16 protein-coding genes are annotated in these 16,204 nt (G+C 67.1%); 9 read left to right on the top strand and 7 right to left on the bottom strand.

Going from position 1 to position 16,204, the window contains the following annotated elements:
• Positions 1–194: 194 nt before the first annotated feature.
• On the top strand, positions 195–1,754 hold the full coding sequence (locus NA12_RS08915; protein ID WP_243655045.1) for an alpha/beta hydrolase: 1,560 nt from the start codon (positions 195–197) through the stop codon (positions 1,752–1,754).
• Here the strand turns inward: NA12_RS08915 and NA12_RS08920 are convergent.
• Entirely contained in the window at positions 1,747–1,959 is a 213-nt protein-coding gene (locus NA12_RS08920) for a hypothetical protein (RefSeq protein ID WP_067448258.1), read from the bottom strand. The genes NA12_RS08915 and NA12_RS08920 overlap by 8 nt on opposite strands.
• Positions 1,960–2,115: 156 nt before the next feature.
• Here NA12_RS08920 and NA12_RS08925 point away from each other — a divergent pair, with 156 nt between their 5' ends.
• The 3 genes from NA12_RS08925 (at position 2,116) to NA12_RS08935 (ending at position 3,267) form a co-directional block, all read left to right on the top strand.
• Positions 2,116–2,556, top strand: a complete 441-nt coding sequence (locus NA12_RS08925; protein WP_067448260.1) for a DUF7832 domain-containing protein — start codon at positions 2,116–2,118, stop codon at positions 2,554–2,556.
• 88 nt (positions 2,557–2,644) lie between these two features.
• Positions 2,645–2,869, top strand: coding sequence for a type II toxin-antitoxin system VapB family antitoxin (locus tag NA12_RS08930; protein ID WP_067448262.1), 225 nt, complete (start codon positions 2,645–2,647; stop codon positions 2,867–2,869).
• Positions 2,866–3,267 carry a PIN domain nuclease gene (locus NA12_RS08935; protein WP_067448263.1) on the top strand — a complete coding sequence of 134 codons (402 nt, stop codon included), beginning with the start codon at positions 2,866–2,868 and terminating at the stop codon, positions 3,265–3,267. Before NA12_RS08930 ends, NA12_RS08935 begins: the two co-directional genes overlap by 4 nt.
• Before the next feature lie 96 nt (positions 3,268–3,363).
• Here NA12_RS08935 and NA12_RS08940 read toward each other — a convergent pair whose 3' ends face one another.
• The 5 genes from NA12_RS08940 to NA12_RS08960 all read right to left on the bottom strand — a co-directional run bounded on the left by NA12_RS08940 (position 3,364) and on the right by NA12_RS08960 (position 6,873).
• A complete protein-coding gene (locus NA12_RS08940) occupies positions 3,364–3,549 on the bottom strand; it encodes a type Z 30S ribosomal protein S14 (RefSeq protein ID WP_056818387.1) in 186 nt (61 codons plus the stop codon).
• A gap of 4 nt (positions 3,550–3,553) precedes the next feature.
• Positions 3,554–4,117, bottom strand: coding sequence for a 50S ribosomal protein L5 (gene rplE, locus NA12_RS08945; RefSeq protein ID WP_067448265.1), 564 nt, complete (start codon positions 4,115–4,117; stop codon positions 3,554–3,556).
• Position 4,118: 1 nt separating this feature from the next.
• Entirely contained in the window at positions 4,119–4,436 is a 318-nt protein-coding gene (gene rplX / locus NA12_RS08950) for a 50S ribosomal protein L24 (RefSeq protein ID WP_056818391.1), read from the bottom strand.
• A 2-nt stretch (positions 4,437–4,438) separates the two neighbouring features.
• A complete protein-coding gene (gene rplN / locus NA12_RS08955; protein WP_056818394.1) occupies positions 4,439–4,807 on the bottom strand; it encodes a 50S ribosomal protein L14 in 369 nt (122 codons plus the stop codon).
• A 200-nt stretch (positions 4,808–5,007) separates the two neighbouring features.
• A complete protein-coding gene (locus NA12_RS08960) occupies positions 5,008–6,873 on the bottom strand; it encodes an ABC transporter ATP-binding protein/permease (RefSeq protein WP_067448267.1) in 1,866 nt (621 codons plus the stop codon).
• Between the two features lie 297 nt (positions 6,874–7,170).
• On the opposite strand from NA12_RS08960, the gene NA12_RS08965 reads away from it, so the two are divergent.
• From NA12_RS08965 to NA12_RS08985, 5 genes are all read left to right on the top strand, one after another.
• Entirely contained in the window at positions 7,171–8,025 is an 855-nt protein-coding gene (locus tag NA12_RS08965; protein WP_243655044.1) for an ABC transporter substrate-binding protein, read from the top strand.
• Between the two features lie 38 nt (positions 8,026–8,063).
• Positions 8,064–9,413, top strand: a complete 1,350-nt coding sequence (locus tag NA12_RS08970; RefSeq protein ID WP_084472546.1) for a SagB family peptide dehydrogenase — start codon at positions 8,064–8,066, stop codon at positions 9,411–9,413.
• A 100-nt stretch (positions 9,414–9,513) separates the two neighbouring features.
• Complete coding sequence (locus NA12_RS08975) at positions 9,514–10,029, top strand: YbaB/EbfC family nucleoid-associated protein (RefSeq protein WP_067448274.1); 516 nt, start codon at positions 9,514–9,516, stop codon at positions 10,027–10,029.
• A 323-nt stretch (positions 10,030–10,352) separates the two neighbouring features.
• Positions 10,353–11,060 carry a TNT domain-containing protein gene (locus NA12_RS08980; RefSeq protein ID WP_243655043.1) on the top strand — a complete coding sequence of 236 codons (708 nt, stop codon included), beginning with the start codon at positions 10,353–10,355 and terminating at the stop codon, positions 11,058–11,060.
• Entirely contained in the window at positions 11,057–11,332 is a 276-nt protein-coding gene (locus NA12_RS08985) for a hypothetical protein (RefSeq protein ID WP_067448276.1), read from the top strand. Before NA12_RS08980 ends, NA12_RS08985 begins: the two co-directional genes overlap by 4 nt.
• Positions 11,333–11,417: 85 nt before the next feature.
• Here NA12_RS08985 and NA12_RS33030 read toward each other — a convergent pair whose 3' ends face one another.
• The gene (locus NA12_RS33030; protein WP_084472548.1) at positions 11,418–16,181 is read right to left on the bottom strand and encodes a non-ribosomal peptide synthetase; all 4,764 of its coding nucleotides are present in this window, start codon (positions 16,179–16,181) and stop codon (positions 11,418–11,420) included.
• Positions 16,182–16,204 lie beyond the last annotated feature (23 nt).

Below are 16,204 nucleotides of genomic sequence, written 5' to 3' on the forward strand. Positions count from 1 at the left end.
GGTAACCGAGGAATTCAGCGGATACCACATCCGCTGCCGCGCGAGGAAACCGGCGACCCGCGACGATGCCGCCACACGAGCTGTACCGCTCCTCGAATTGTGTTCGATACCAACCACTTTGCGTTTCGGTAGTCGCCTCTGGCGAGTGTGATAGCTTCGCGAGGTTCGTCGGATCTGCGCAGGAGGCTCGGCCTTTGTCTTCCCACTGTGCGCGCCGCCGGGGCTCGGCATATCTGCTCGCCGTACTGCTCGGGATCGGCGCGCTCGTCACGCCCGCGCGCGCATCGGCCGAACCCTACGTCGACCAGCTCGCCGACGCGGCCGATACCCCGACGCTGGGCTGGGAAGCCTGCTCGGACGGGTTCGAGTGCGCGACAGCCCAGGTGCCGATGGACTACAACAGCCCGCGGGCCGACCGGATCGACCTGGCGGTCATCAAGTTGCCCGCCGCCGATCCCACCCGCCGCATCGGCACATTGTTCGTCAATTTCGGCGGCCCCGGCCCCTCCGGTGTGGATCGCCTGCGCGAGCGGGCCCGCTGGCCGTGGCTGTTCTCCGACGAGCTGCGCGCCCGCTTCGACCTGGTCTCCTGGGATCCGCGTTCGGTCTCGCGCAGCGCGGGCACGCGGTGTTTCCCCAGCGCCGACGAGCAGGCCGCGTACCTCGGTTCGTTCCCCGGCACGCCGACCGAGCCGGGCTCCGAGCCCGCGTTCTTCGCCGCCTCGGCCGATATCGCCGCCCGGTGCGCCGCGAACGCGGGCCCGATCCTGCGCCACGCCTCCACCGCGAACACCGCCCGCGATCTGGACCTGCTGCGACGCGCCGTCGGCGATGAGACCCTCACCTACCACGGCATCTCCTATGGCACCCAGGTCGGCGCGGTCTACGCCAATATGTTCCCCGGCCGGGTCCGCGCGATGGCCTTCGACGGTTCCCTCGACTTCGAGGGCAATATGAACGGTCACGGTGCCGACGGCGTGAATCTGCCGCTCGACACCCGCCAGGGCGTCGCCGCCGGCATCGCCGAAACCTTCGACACCTTCCTCCGTGACTGCGCCGCCGCGGGCCCACGCTGCGCCTTCGCCGAGGGCGACCCGAAACTCAAGTGGATCGCGCTGGCCGAACGAGCCCGCCTCGCGCCGATCACGGTCGCGGGCACGCCGTGGACATTCGGCCAGATAGTGAGCGCCGCGGGTAGCCTCTCCCGTCCCGATACCTACCCCGACCTGGCGATCCTGCTCCAAAACCTCTTCGACGCGGCAACCGTCCTGCCTGCCAGAGTCCCCGACGCTCTCTTCGAGGAGAACCACCCCGCCAATCGCGTCGAGGCCTTCTACACCATCCAGTGCTCCGACAGCACCGTCCCCACCGACCCCGCCGCCTACACCAGGGCAGCCGCCGCCGAAGACCTCCAGTCCCGCTACTTCGGCCGGATCGCCGTCTTCAACGCCACCCCCTGCGCCTTCTGGCAGGCTGAGGACCGGGACCGCTACACCGGCCCGTGGAACCGCGAAACCGCCGCCCCGATCCTCGTCCTCAACAGCCGATACGATCCGGCCACCCCGCTCCGGGGCGCCAAAGCCGGTGCGGCCCAGCTGAACCGGGCCCAGGTAGTCGTCATCGAAGGCGCGGGCCACAGCTCCATGTACGTCCAGAGCACCTGCGCCGAACACCTCAAACGCGACTACCTGTTCACCGCCCAGCTGCCGCCCGCGGGCATCAGTTGCGGAATCGACCGCTCACCGTTCAGCTGAACAGGCAGAGCAGGTCATAGAGCGGCGGCTTCTCCACACTGCCCGTGGAGAACAACAACTGCGCGATCGGCGAGCAGATCAACTGCGTCTCCGACGACCCCGATCCACCCCCGGACCCGGAACCGCCGCTGGGGGCGGCGGAGGCGACAGCAGGCGCCCCGAGGAGCGCGACGGAAAGAACAGCGACTGTGGCGAACTTCTTCATGCGCCAAGAGAACACACCCACCCTCACCAACGGAGTGAAATGCACACATTTCATCCAAAGTCCGTGATATCCCACAGTCCCCCGGAAATGCGCGCGGGCATGAACAACTCCGCAGCAGCTAGCCTTTCAGGACACACATCACGAGGGGGGCGGCACGTGACCTACGACGATCGCGGATGGCATTCGGACTCGACATCGGAACTGGGTCTCGACACCGACGCGGGCGCCACGCACATCGGAATCTTCTACGCGTGGGCAGTCGCCAATGACCTGCACTCGCCGACCGTGCCCGTCTGGGGCGAACCGGAGCAACAACCACGACCGGAGCTGGTGGCCCTGTTCAACCGCACCACAACACCCGGCCGCTATCTGCTCGACCACTGCTGCGGCGAACTCAACCTCGGCGACCTCAACCCCCGCGGCCGAGCTTTCGCCGACGCCGCCTACCGCGCCTACCTGGGCGCCTACGAATACGTCCCCGAAATAGCCCGCCACGAGACCATCTATCACGCACCCGACACCTGGGAAACCTACGAAGCCGTCGCACCACTACTCGACGAGGCCTGGACCGAATGGACTCGCCACCACGAACACTGACCAACCCCGCGCCCAGATCCGTTCCTTCGGGTCGACCGAGCCAGGTTGGATATACTATTTTCAAAACAGATATCAAACGGAGGCTCAGATGGCACGGACAGTGGTCGACCTCGATGACGCCGCGCTAGCCGAGGCGGCTCGATACCTGGGGACAACAACCAAGAAGGACACCGTCAACGCAGCGTTGCGCGAGATCATCGATCGTCGGCGCCGAGCCGAGGCGATCGCCCGGATGCGGGCGATGGTAGCCACTGGCGAGATCGATCTCCCCGAAACCGAGCTTGCACGCCAAGGCAATGAGTCGGCGGCGTGACCGAACGGTTCCTCGCCGACACCAGCGCCCTGGTGCGATTTTTTCGAGGCCAGACTGGTGCGCAATGGGATCAGCTGGCCAGTTCCGGCCTCCTCGGGATCTGCGAACCTGTTCGCCAGGAGTACCTACGCGCCGCTGGCGGGCGTCCCGCTTACTACGAGGCCGCCAGTCTGCTGCACGAGATCTTTCCCTACTTCTCGATGCCCGATTCCTGCTGGGAGGATGCCGCGCAGCTGCAGGATCGCCTCGCCGAGAAAGGCTGGCATCAGTGCGCGAGCCCGGTCGATCTGCTCGTCGCGGTGACCGCCGCACACCACAAATTGACTGTGCTGCACGCGGATTCGGATTTTGAGACTATAGGCCGTCTGACCGGGCAGCCCCTTCAACGCATCGACTGAGATCACCATAACGCGGCAAGGCACGGACTCTCGACCGAGAGTCCGTGCCTTGCTTCGTTATTCGCCTAGGCGGGTGCGCTCACGAGGAGCGCGGGCTCACCAGGAGCTCTTGTGCACGCCCGGGAGCTCACCGCGGTGCGCCATTTCGCGGACGCAGATGCGGCACAGGCCGAACTTGCGGTAGACCGCGTGCGGGCGACCGCAACGCTGGCAGCGGGTGTAGGCGCGGACGGCGAACTTGGGCTTGGCCTCCGCCTTGATGCGCAGTGCTTTCTTAGCCATGTGCTCAGTTCTCCTTGAACGGGAAGCCGAGGTGCTTCAGCAGCGCGCGGCCTTCTTCGTTGTTGGTCGCGGTGGTGACCACGGTGATGTCCATACCGCGCGGGCGGTCGATGGAATCCACGTCGATCTCGTGGAACATCGACTGCTCGCTGAGGCCGAACGTGTAGTTGCCGTTGCCGTCGAACTGCTTCGGCGACAGGCCGCGGAAGTCGCGGATACGGGGCAGCGCGATGGACACGAGACGGTCCAGGAACTCCCACATACGGTCGCCACGAAGGGTGACCTTCGCGCCGATCGGCATGCCCTCACGCAGCTTGAACTGCGCGATCGACTTGGTGGCCTTACGGATTTCGGGCTTCTGGCCGGTGATCAGCTCGAGGTCCTTGACGGCACCGTTGATCAGCTTCGCGTCACGGGCGGCGTCGCCGACACCCATGTTCACGACGACCTTGACGACGCCGGGGATCTGCATCACGTTGGCGTAATCGAACTCGCCGTTCAGCGCGTCCTTGATCTCGGCGCGGTAGCGCGCCTTCAGCCGGGGCTGAGTCTGCTCAGAGGTAGTCATGTCAGATGTCCTTCCCGTTTTTACGGGAGATCCGGACGCGCTTGCCGGACTCTTCGTCGGTGCGGTAGCCGACGCGAGTCGGGTTACCGTCGGAGTCGACGACCATCACGTTGGAAACCTGGATGGGGGCTTCCTGGGTGACGATGCCACCCGAGGACGCGCCACGCTGGTTCGCGGAATCCGCGACGTGCTTCTTGATGCGGTTCACGCCTTCGACGAGAACCTTGCCGGTCGCCGGGAAGGCCTGGATGACCTTGCCCTTGGCGCCCTTGTCCTTGCCCGAAATGACGAGCACGGTGTCACCCTTGTGCACCTTCATGGTCAGAGCACCTCCGGGGCCAGCGAAACGATCTTCATGAAGCGCTTGTCACGCAGCTCACGGCCGACCGGGCCGAAGATGCGGGTGCCACGAGGGTCGTTGTCCGGCTTGATCAGCACGGCGGCGTTCTCGTCGAACTTGATGTAGGAACCGTCCGGACGACGACGCTCCTTGGTCGTGCGAACGACGACAGCCTTGACGACGTCGCCCTTCTTCACGTTGGCGCCGGGGATGGCGTCCTTCACGGTGGCGACGATGATGTCACCGATACCGGCATAGCGACGCGACGAGCCACCGAGCACGCGGATGCAAAGGATTTCCTTCGCCCCGGTGTTGTCGGCGACGCGCAGTCGCGACTCCTGCTGAATCACTTCAGCACCTCCTGGACCTGGATGTATACGTACGCCGGATTGCCGACCCGACGCACATGGTCAGTCACCCTCCGGACGCGCGCCTGCCAGCGGAAATACCTTCCACTGGGGGTTCACTGCCGGATTGCGGGGGCATAGCTCCCGCAGGCAACCGTTCTAGTGTAGGTGAACCCCCAGCGCGAACCGAATCGGGGGCCGGGTCAGCCCGCCACCGGTGCGAGTTCCCACGGTCCGTTGCCCTCGAGGGTGAGGATCTGGGTGTGGTGCTGGTCGACGGTGCTGCGGTGGGCGACCGAGACCACGATGGTATCGGGGACCTCGGTACGGATGAGGCTGTAGAGCGAGTACTCCAGGCCCTCGTCGACGGCGGAGGTGGCCTCGTCGAGGAAGACCACCTTGGGCCGGATCAGCAGGATGCGGGCGAAGGCCAGGCGCTGCTGCTCGCCGGGGGACAGGATCTTCGCCCAGTCGGCCTCCTCGTCGAGGCGGTCGGCGAGGTGGCCGAGATGGACCTTGGCGAGGACTTCACGCAGGGTCTCGTCGGTGACGTCCTCCGCCTTTGCCGGGTATTCGATCGCGGTCCGCAGGTCGCCGAGCGGGAGATAGGGCAGCTGCGACAGGAACAGCGTCTCCGTGCCCGCGGGGCGGCCGACCTCACCGTCGCTGTACGGCCACATCTGCGCGAGCGCGCGCAGCAACGTGGTCTTGCCGCTGCCCGAGACACCCTTCACGACCAGCGCGTCGCTGGGGACGAGCCGCAGGTTCAGATCGTCGATGAGCACTTGACCGTCGGGCTTGCGGACACCGACCTTGTCCAAGCGCAGGGCGTCGTCCAGGTCGACGGCGGCGAGCTTGGGGAGGTCACGGGATTCGTCGGTTGCGGTCAGCAGCCCGTCGAGACGGATGAGCGAGGCTCGATATTCGGCGAAGTCGTCGTAGGAATCACGGAAGAACGACAGCGAGTCCTGGATTTCTCTGAATGCCGTAGCCGTCTGGTTCATGCCGCCCAGGCTGATCGCACCGCTGAAGAAGCGCGGCGCCTGGATGAGGTAGGGGAACAGGTAGGCGGACTGGGAGACGACGAAGTTCCAGCCAACGAACTTGAGCATCCGGTAGACGTAGGCCCACTGGACCCGGATCACCTCGGCGAACCGGGCGAGCAGGCTGGTCTTCTCGACGCCCTCACCCCGGTAGAACGCAATGCTCTCCGCCGCGTCACGCACCCGCACGAGCGCGTAACGGAAATCGGCGGTGGTCCGCTCCCGCAGGAAGTTGATCCGGATCAGCGGGCGACCGATCCAGAAGGCGATCACGGTCGAGATCAGGACATAGGCCATCACGATGACCAACGCGGCCCGGGGAATGGTGACACCGAGAACGGTCATCGGCCCCGACAGATCCCACAACACCTTGGTGAAGGACACGACAGAGACAATGGCCGTCACCGCGCCGAGCGCCAGCGTGCGGGATTGCTCCGTGAACGTGACGGTGTCGGCCTGGATTCGCTGGTCGGGGTTGTCGATCTCGTTGTCGATGAACCGAGCGCGGTAGAACGCACTGCCCGCCATCCAGTCCGTGGTGACACGGTCGGTCAGCCACACCCGCCAGCGGATGTCGAAGGCGAGTTTGGCGTACAGGTACACCAATTCCTTGACCGTCCAGATGGTGATCAACAGGGTGAACAGCTTCGCCGAGTCCCAGAACCCGGTCTTGGCCTCCGAGAGTGCCGCGTCGTCCTTGGCTTTCAAGGCGGACGCGGCGAGCTGGAACGAGGCGAACATATCGTTGCCCCAATAGCTGAGCAGCACACTCAACCGGACGCTCACCAGGGCCATGATCAGCAGGAAAGCGACGAACAGCCAGGTCCTCCAGGCGCCGGCACCGCGGAAGTAATCACCGCTGACAGACCAGAACTGGCGACCCCACTTCGTCAGTCTGAGCAACAAGGCGGCGACGACCACGAAGGCCACCACGGTGATGAGGAAGGCGATCCCGAGCCATTTCGCACTCTCGAACCACTCGACGCTCCAGTCTCTAGACGTCTCCACGCACGCATCCCATCCCATGACGGCCGAAATTCGGCGCAGTCTAACCCGCCGAACGGGTCTGCGCCGGGCCGTGGCTCGGCCCATCGATTGACCACCACAAAACGACGTAGGTTAGCCTTGGCTGACTTATGCTGGAACAGGCCATTCGGGGCCGCTCGAGGAAAATTCCTCGAGATAGAAAGGGACACAACGATGACCACTCGGACTTCACGCGGGTGGCGCCGCACAGCGGTAGCCGTGCTTGCCGGCGCCCTCGCTTTAGGTGGCGTCACGGCATGTAGCTCATCCGACGAAACGTCGACCGGCGGCGAAGCGGTGACCATCACCCACGCCCGCGGCGAGACCACCGTCCCCGGTACCCCGAAGAAGATCGTCGCCCTCGGCAACCAGTGGCTCGACAGCTCGCTGGCGCTCGGCGTGGTCCCCGTCGGCTACATCGACAATGTCTCCGCGGTATCCAAGAGCACCCCGCCGTGGACGCCGGATTCGCTGAAGTCGGCCACCGCCCTCAAGACCACCGGCAATATCGCCGAGCAGGTCGCGGCGCTCGAGCCGGACCTGATCCTGGCCGACCCGTTCATCGCCGATCAGAAGACCTACGACGACCTGTCCAAGGTCGCCCCGACCCTGCCCGCGCTGACCAAGGACGCTGTCACGCCGTGGCAGGACCAGGTCACCGCGCTGGGCAAGGTGCTGCACAAGGAATCCGACGCGAGCGCGGTGATCAAGAAGGTCGACGACAAGGTCGCCGCCATCACCGCGGCCAACCCCGGACTGAAGGGCAAGACCTTCGCCAGCACCTGGCTCGCGAGCCCCTCGCAGCTGATGGTGCTCACCGACCCCAACGACGGCTCGGCCAAGGTGTTCACCGCCCTCGGTATGGGCATCCCGGCCAATCTCACCGCGCTGCCCGCCAACCAGGGCCGACTGGCGCTGTCGCCGGAGAAGATCGACGAGCTCAGCGCCGACCTGCTGCTCGCCGGTTACGCCCCCGGCCTCGACGAGAAGTACCGGCAGCTGCCCGGTTACGCCGATCTGCCGTCGGTGCGCAAGGGTTCGGTCGTGTTCCTGACCACGCAGGAGATCAGCGCGATCAACCAGCCCAGCGCACTGTCGGTGCCGTTCATGCTGGACAAGCTCGCGCCCGCGTTCGCCGCTGCCGCGAAATAGGCTCTGCCCCAGACCGGTTCAACCCTGAGGATCTCACCGTGCTCGCCTCCGCTTACCCCGCCCAGACCCGCTTCGCCTTGCGCGCGGGCGTCACCTGCCTGACGACTCCCGCCGGCGCGGTGCTGCTCAATCCGCCGCGCAACGAGAAGCTGACCGGGCTGGGCGCGGGGGCGCTGCAAGCACTGAAAACCCTGAACCAGGGTCCGGCGACCGCGGCGGAGATGGCCACCGCGGCGGCGGGCGACGACATCACCGCCCTGATGCGCAAGCTCACCGACGGTGGGTGGCTCTCGGTGTCGGTCCGCGACGGCGGCCGCGACCTCTACAGCATCCGCCCCTTCGCCGACCCCGCCCCTCGCCCCACGGTGGCGCTGCCCGCCTGGTCGGCGACCCTGTCGAAATTCGCTGTCCTGCACCGTGACAGCCAAGGCTTCGTGCTCGAACATCCCCGGTCCTGGTGCGACCTGCGCATCCACGACCCGCGCCTGCTCGCCCTGCTCGACGGCCCCCTCGCCGCCGATTCACCGGTGCCCGCCGCCGTGAAGTCCCAGTTCATGGCCGACCTGCAGTGGTGCGGATTCCTGGTCGACGGCGACGAGGAGGAGCGCGAGTTCACCACCCGCTCGTGGAACACCCCCGACCTGTGGTTCCACCGCCGCAGCACCCTCGGCGCGCGCACCGTGACCTGGGACGACTTCGGACCCACCCGCTGGGCCGACGGCCAGTTCCCCGAATTGCCCCTGCGCCGTGCGTCGTTCGACGGCGAGCCGGTGGCGCTGGCGACGCCGGATCTGGTGTCGCTGCGCGTGTCCGATCCGAGCCTGGCCGCCACCATCGAAGATCGCGTCTCCACTCGCGCCTTCGACGACGCCGCCCCCATCACCTCGGTTCAGTTGGGCGAGTTGCTGTTCCGCACCGCCCGCACCCGCGAGGACGGCTCCCGCCCCTACCCCTCCGGCGGTGAGGCCTACGAACTCGAGATCTACCCCGTGGTGCGCAACGTCGCGGGCCTGGAAAACGGCATGTACCACTACGACTCGGCCGACCACGCCCTTCGTCCGGTCGCCGCCGTCGACTCCCCCGCCGTCCAGAAGCTGCTCAAATCCACCTCGGCGACCCTGGCGGGCGGCGCGCAACCCCAAGTCCTGCTGCTGGTTTCGGCCCGCGCGGGCCGCGTGATGTGGAGCTACGAACAGGTCGCCTACGCCAACATCCTCAAGCACGTCGGCGTCCTCATGCAGACCGTCTACCTCGCCGCCACCGCCATGCGCCTCGGCGTCGTAGCCCAGGGCTTCAGCGACACCTCCGCTTTCGCCGCGGCCACCGGCCTCGACGAACTCGAGGAGTGCAACGTCGGCAGCATCATCGTGGGCTCCCCGGCCGGCTGATCTCACCGCCGAATGGTGAGATCTACGTCACATCATGCAACCTCCGGCGTCTGCCGCGCGTCCAAACCTACGACGTGCTTCCTGACAGATCGAGGGTCTCATGAACGACGATTGGTCGGCGCCGACACAGGCATCGAACAACGCTCTGCGCGCGCAGATCGATTCGATGCTGGATACCTTCTCCGCTGAGAAGGCGGCTCTGCTCGACGCCCGGTCCCAGGCCACCCAGCTCGTGACCGCCTGGTCGGCGGACAGGTTGGTCCGCGCCTGCGGCACCATCGCGGGAATCTCCGAGGTCCATATCGAGCCGGACGCCTTCAAACGGTCGACCCCGGAGTCGCTCGGCCGATCGGTGACCGAGGCGATCGCTCAGGTAGCCGCGCAAGCCGCCCAGATCCAAGAGCAAGCCCTCGCCCCGTTGTCGGATCTGAGCGCGAACATGCCGGACCTCCCCGACCTGATCCCGGGCGCCCCCAGCATGAAAGACCTCATCGCCCAGCTGACGCCGCCACCGCCACCGGCCCCCGAACCGGTCACCGACTCACCGCACAGCCTCTTCGATGACACCGACGACGAAGAAGGCGAATACTTCCGCAACCGCGGATACCTCCGATGAGCTCACTGAAAGCCGACCCGCCAGCGCTGCACATTTGATGATCTATCGGGATAGCTGACCGTCGAGGATCGCCGCGAGGGAACAGGTCGATGGGAGCAGGTCGGGCTGGCCGAACGAGTCGGCAAACTCGCGAATGATCTTCGCGAACCACTGTCGCAGTACCTGTTGGAGTGCCAGTCATTGATCACCACGCAGTCGATGGCGGATCCGCTCGATCCGTCGCGCGATCATGGCGTACCTACCGGGATATCCAGTGACGGAACCTGGGTATGGCCCACCTATTGGGGCTATTTCGTCGAGGAGTACCGCATAGAAGTACAGGATTGGGTGTTCCCGAGTCGATCGCGTCGGTCGGCAGGCGTCGCGACGATCATTTCTGCCTGGTGCCGGCGGAAGACTGCACGGTCGAGGCATTCTGGTACGAACGCGGCGGCAAGCATGACCTCTGCGTCTACGACAACGAATCTGCTGCCTGCTATGGGTTTCTCGGCTTGATCGGCGGTGGTCTCGACGGCTCCCAACCGCTGAAACCGGGCACCGGTACGGCCGGCTCCGTGGGCGGGGCACCGATCACCAGTCCCGCGGTCCAGTCGTTGCTCGACGGCGCCGATCTGTTCGGCGGAGTTCGCGAAGCCCGATGGGCGCGAGAATTCGTAGTACCGGAGGATCTCGGCGCGTCCGCGGGCAGACGCCTTCTCCGCTGGCCCGACCCGGTGCTGCACCCGGACGGCTTCGCGACCCCGACCGGCCGCACGCCGATCCAGCTCGAGCCTGGTCGGATAATGGACTCGTTCGGCACCACCTTCACCCGCTTGCTCTACGACATGGGAACGCCCTTCGGCGCGCGTTCACTGCCGATCGACTACGCCGAATCCGGCTACCGCCGATGGCGAGTCCTTACCCCGACACCGGTGTGGTCCGGTCCGGTCGCACCGTGGTTCGGCCAGACTGGCGGCGGTCATCAATACTTCACCCTGATACCGGTCGTCGACCTGGTCGGTGCGGGATTCGTCGAGGAGATGGCACTGTGAGCGGAGGCGACGACATCTTCTCCCAGAACCCGATCACTCAGCTGTCATTGTTCTCCCACGTCCACGCGCCGGCCTCCTTGATCTCCGACGGTGAACTGCGCGAACAGGCTTGGTGCCTGATTCAGGCAGCAGACGGCTGGTGGGACGTCTTCTACTACGAACATGGTTCCCGAACCACCGACATCGGCCGCGCCAAGTCCCGTCTCGCTGCCCTCCGGCTACTCGGCGGGCGTCTGCTCTACACCGACATCCTCAATCGAGCCGCCTCATAGCGCCGACGTGACCGGTTCGCCTGGCTGGTCGCCGTGCGCCCAGCCGACGAAGTGGTCACGCGGCGCCGATATCGTCGGTCGCCGCCTACCCGTTCACCACGTCGGCGAGGGTAAGAATCGCCTGCTCCCAGAGTTCGGCGAAGCGCGCGGCCTGGTCTTCGGTGAACAGGGATGCGCTCCAGCGGAAGTTGGTGGTCAGGGCTGGGCCATCGGGGGTGGTGCCGATGCCCGCGATCACGTCGATCGCGTAGCGCAAGGGAAGGTCGGGTTCGGGGTCGAGGGGTAGGGCCTGGTCGTGTTCGCCGACCAGTAGGGACCAGGGGTCGGATTCGTTGCCGCTGAGGTCGATTCGGCCGAGGTAGTTGAATTCGACCTGGGGTTCGGCGGCGGAGCGGAGTTCCGCCGCGCGGTTGACGTAGCGCAGCAGGCCGTAATCGAGTCCCTGGTTGGGGATTTCGCGCAGGTGGGTCGAGACGGAGTCGAGCAGGGTGCGGGCGGCGGCCGGGTCCGCTTGCGCGCGGGTGATATCCACCGCGTGGTCGCCGACGCCGAGGCGGACGGGGTAGACGCTGGTGAACCAGCCGAGAGTGTTGGCCGTGTCGGTGTCGAGGGTGGTGTCGGCGCGGCCGTGACCCTCCATGGCGATCAAAGCGCCTGCGGCCGGGTCGTTTCCGTTGTCGGCGTGCAGCGAGGCCATCGTCATGGTGAGGGCGGTGAGCAGGAATTCGCGCACGCCCTCGTCCTTGCCGACGTGGTCGAGGAGGCGGTCGGTGACCGCGACGGGGGTCGCGACCGTGGTGACGCGCAGGCTCGACCAGGTGTCGGTGGCCGGTGCGGGGTGCCGGGAGCCGAGCGCGGCATCGGGCTCGCTGACCTGGGTGGTCCAGTAGTCGCGCTGGGCGAGGACTTCCGGTGCGGACGCACGCTGCCACATGGCCTCGGACCACTGCCGGTACGAGGTGAACTCGGGCAGCATCTTCGGCGTCACGCCCGCGCTGATCTGCTGCCAGGCGGCAGCGAGGGCGTCGAGCATGATGTGCCAGGACACGACGTCGACCGCGAGGTGGTGGACCGTCAGTAACAGTATGTCGCCGGATTCACCGTCGGTGTCTCGGCGGGCTCTGCTGGAATCCGCACTGCGAAGGGTGGCCACGTCGATGTCGGCGGCCGAGCCGACAGCGGAGGTGGCCGAGCCGGACACCGCACCCGGGAACCACACCGCGCGCACCATGTCGCCCGCGCGGGGATCGATGGCGTCGTTCGCGATTCGCGCGAATTCGGTGATAGCCGAGTCGAGTTCGGCGCCGACGAGATCTCGGGGTGCTTCGATCACCAGCTCGCCCGCACGCACCGCGCCGGGGGCGCGGGTGACCATGCGCGGGCCGTCCGGTGTGTCGGTGAGCACCGCGCGCAAGGTGTCGTGGGTATCGAGCAGTGCCTGGAGGGTGGAGGCCAGTGCCGCACGGTCGATTCCGCTGGGCAGACGCAGCAGCGCGGCCTGGGTGAAGCGGCGATAGTTGCCGTATTCGTACATCCAGGAGACCACCGGCAACGGCGGGACCACGCCGTAGGCGTCGGCACCGGACTGCGCGGCGGCGGCCGGTGCGTCGTCGACGGCGGCGGCGAGTTCGCGGATGGTCGGGCAGGCCAGCACCATGCGCGGATTGAGGGCGAGGCCGCGGCGACGGGCCTTGTTGACCAGCGAGATCGCGACGATGCTGTCCACGCCGAGTTCGTAGAAGTCGGCGTCGATGCCGGGGGCGCGGCCGTCGAAGAGTTCGGCGAACAGTTCGCTGAGCGCGATCTCGGTGGGTGTCTCGGCGGTGGCGTTGCTGTGCGCGACCGCCAGCGACTGCTCGGCGAGTTCGTTCAGCGCGTGGCCGTCGAGTTTGCCGTTGACGTTCACCGGCAGCTGGTCGAGCACGACGATGCGCGCGGGAATCATGTACGTGGGCAGGCGTTGTGCGAGATCGGCGCGCACCCGGGCGACGATCACGGCGCGACCTGCCTTGCCGACCACGAAGCCGACCAGCGACGCGCCACCGGCGCGGCGCACGACGGTCACCGCGGCGGTGTCGATATCGGCCGAGCGGCGCAGCGCGGTCTCGATCTCGCCGACCTCGATGCGGTAACCGCGCACCTTCACCTGGGCATCGGCGCGGCCCAGGTAACCGAAGCGGCCGCCGGGCAGCCGACGCACGAGGTCGCCGGTGCGGTACATGCGCGCACCGGGGCGCGTCGGATCGGCGACGAACCGGTCCGCGGTGATGGCGGGTTTGCCGAGGTAGCCGCGGGCCAGCTGCACGCCGGACAGATAGAGCTCACCGACGATCCCCGGCGGGACCGGGTGCAGGCCCGAGTCGAGGACGTAGCCGACCATGCCGCCGTTCGCGGTCCCGATGGTGGGGATTTCCGAGGTGGCGACCGGCGCCACTACGGCCTCGACGGTGGTTTCGGTGGGGCCGTAGCAGTTGTACACAGCCGTCCCGGGGAGTGCGCGCAGTCGTGCCCACAGGGCGGTGTCGATCGCCTCACCGCCGAGTGCGAGCACCGACAGTTCGCGGTCGAGCAGGCCCGCTGCCGCCAACTGGGCGAGCATCGACGGGGTGGTATCGATCATGTCGATGTCGAATTCGGCCATGCCGGAGACGATTCGGTGCGCGTCGCGCATTTCCTCGGCGTCGAACAGGTGCAGCGCCTGCCCGGCGAAGAAGCCGACCATCGGCTGCCAGGAGGCGTCGAAGCCGAGCGACCAGGCGTGCGCGATGCGCAGGGGGCGGCCGAGCTTGCGCATCGCCGGACGGTAGAAGCGCTCCAGGTGATCGGCGAAGTAACCCGCCAGGGCGGTGTTCGTGCCGACGACGCCCTTGGGCTCGCCGGTCGAGCCGGAGGTGAAGATGATGTAAGCGCCGTGGTCGAGTTCACGACGCACGGTGGGGGCCTGTGCCGGCCGGGCCGCGATCCGCGCCAGGACTGCGGGCTCGTCGAGCGCCAGCACCTGGACCGCGTGCCGATCGGCCTGCGGTATGACACGAACAGCGACATCCGAACCGCCGGCACCGCCCGCGCTGTCACCATGGCGATCGATCTCCCCGCCGAGAGGCGCGGCACCGTCGACGGACACAGTGTCGAGGGTCGTCGCGTCCAGCAGCGCGCGGTCCGCGCCGAGGACGACAGCGAGCGTCGGGTTCGATTGGCGCAGAACCGATTCGATGCGCCCGGCCGGGAGTGAGATGTCCACCGGCACATAGGCGGCGCCCGCGGCGAAGGTGGCCATGATCGCGATGATCGCGCGCGGTCCGCGCGGCAGCATCAGGGCGACAACGGTTTCCGGGGTGACGCCGTGTGCGGCGAACTCCCCCGCCATTCGGCAGGCTTGCTCGTGCAGCGCGCGGTAGGTGTACACCTCGCCGGAGGTGGTGGTGAGGGCGATCGCGTTCGGGTCGGCGGCCACCTGCCGCTCGAACAGCTCCCACGGGGTGGCAGACGGGGCGTCGGTGAGATCAGCCGCGCCGCTGATGAGTTCGGCATGCTCGGACGCGGTGAGCAGATCGATCGCCTCGGTGGTCGCGGCGGCGTCGAGCGAGGGCAGCGTGCGCAGAATGGTGAGCATGCGAGCGCCGAGGTCGGCGGGGTCGAGATGGCCGAGCAGGGCGGGGATCGCCTCGACGAGGACGAGGAGTTCACCGTCGCTCAGATGCGAGACGACCGTGAGCGGGTAGTGCGCGAGGCTTTCCATCTCGATCGGCCGGAACCGGGCGCCGTCGGGCGTGGTGACCGTCTGGATGGCGTCGTCGATGGGGGCGTTCTCGAAGACGAACAGGGTGTCGAACAGGGCGCCGTGACCGGCCGCGCGTTGCAGGGTCGACAGGCTGAGATATCCGATGTCGCGCATGGTTGCCGAATCACGTTGCAGGCGTGCGCATTGCGCGACGACCGGCTCGGCGGGGTCGAGGCGGTGCACCACCGGGACGGTGTTGATGAACAGCCCGACCATGCCTTCGACGCCCGACAGCTTCTCGGGGCGGCCGGAGATGGTGGTGCCGTAGACGACATCACGGCGGTCGGTGACGCGGCCCAGTAGCAGCGTCCAGGCGAATTGGACAGCGGTGTTCAGCGTCATCCCGTTGGCCCGCGCCCACTGCTGTAGTCGCGCGGTTTCGTTGCCGGACAAGCGGAGTCGCGTGGTCCGCGGAACGGCGGAACCGCGATCGCCCGCGCCGTCGGCCACGACCAGCGGCGCGCTGACCTGCCCCAGGTACTCCGCCCAGCGGCGGGCCGCGGCGTCGTGGTCTTGCGCACCGAGCCAGCCGATGTAGTCGCGGTAGGGCCGGGGCGCGGCCAGCCCGTCGAGGGTGCCGCCCGCCCGGTAGACGGCGAGCAGTTCGGTGAAGAACACCGCGACCGCCCAGCCGTCCATCAGGATGTGGTGCGCGGTCAGGATCATCCGCTTACGCGGTTCCGGTGCGTCGGTGACGTCGAGCAGCAGCACCCGCAACGCGGGGCCACGGCTCAGCGCGAACGGCACGCGGCGCTCGGACTCGGCGATCGCGTCGAATTCAGTGGAGAGCGCGGCCCGTTCGGTCCACGGCAGCTCGGCGCGCGAGGGGATGATCTGCACCGGCTTGGGCACATCGGTGTCCCAGAACGCCGCACGCAGGTTCGGATGACGATCCAGCATGGCCTGCGCGCTGCGGCGCAGCAGGTCGGTGTCGAGCGGTCCGTCGATATCGACCACGAACTGCATCGTGTACAGGTCGATCTCGGTGCCCGTCAGCCGCGACAGGGAGAACAGCCCCTCCTGCAGCGGGCTCAGCGCGAGTACGTCTTCGATCTGCGGCGCACTCATACTGCGTCCTCTCCTAGCTTCGT

Origin of the sequence: Nocardia alba NBRC 108234 (genome assembly GCF_001612665.1) — a bacterium.
Lineage (GTDB): Bacteria > Actinomycetota > Actinomycetes > Mycobacteriales > Mycobacteriaceae > Nocardia > Nocardia alba.

Bases quoted from the DNA above. Each gene is read 5' to 3' on its own strand.
- NA12_RS08920 (WP_067448258.1), bottom strand. From the start codon at position 1,959: ATGAAGAAGTTCGCCACAGTCGCTGTTCTTTCCGTCGCGCTCCTCGGG.
- NA12_RS08930 (WP_067448262.1), top strand. From the start codon at position 2,645: ATGGCACGGACAGTGGTCGACCTCGATGACGCCGCGCTAGCCGAGGCG.
- NA12_RS08940 (WP_056818387.1), bottom strand. From the start codon at position 3,549: ATGGCTAAGAAAGCACTGCGCATCAAGGCGGAGGCCAAGCCCAAGTTC.
- rplE (WP_067448265.1), bottom strand. From the start codon at position 4,117: ATGACTACCTCTGAGCAGACTCAGCCCCGGCTGAAGGCGCGCTACCGC.
- rplX (WP_056818391.1), bottom strand. From the start codon at position 4,436: ATGAAGGTGCACAAGGGTGACACCGTGCTCGTCATTTCGGGCAAGGAC.
- NA12_RS08960 (WP_067448267.1), bottom strand. From the start codon at position 6,873: ATGGGATGGGATGCGTGCGTGGAGACGTCTAGAGACTGGAGCGTCGAG.
- NA12_RS08975 (WP_067448274.1), top strand. From the start codon at position 9,514: ATGAACGACGATTGGTCGGCGCCGACACAGGCATCGAACAACGCTCTG.
- NA12_RS33030 (WP_084472548.1), bottom strand. From the start codon at position 16,181: ATGAGTGCGCCGCAGATCGAAGACGTACTCGCGCTGAGCCCGCTGCAG.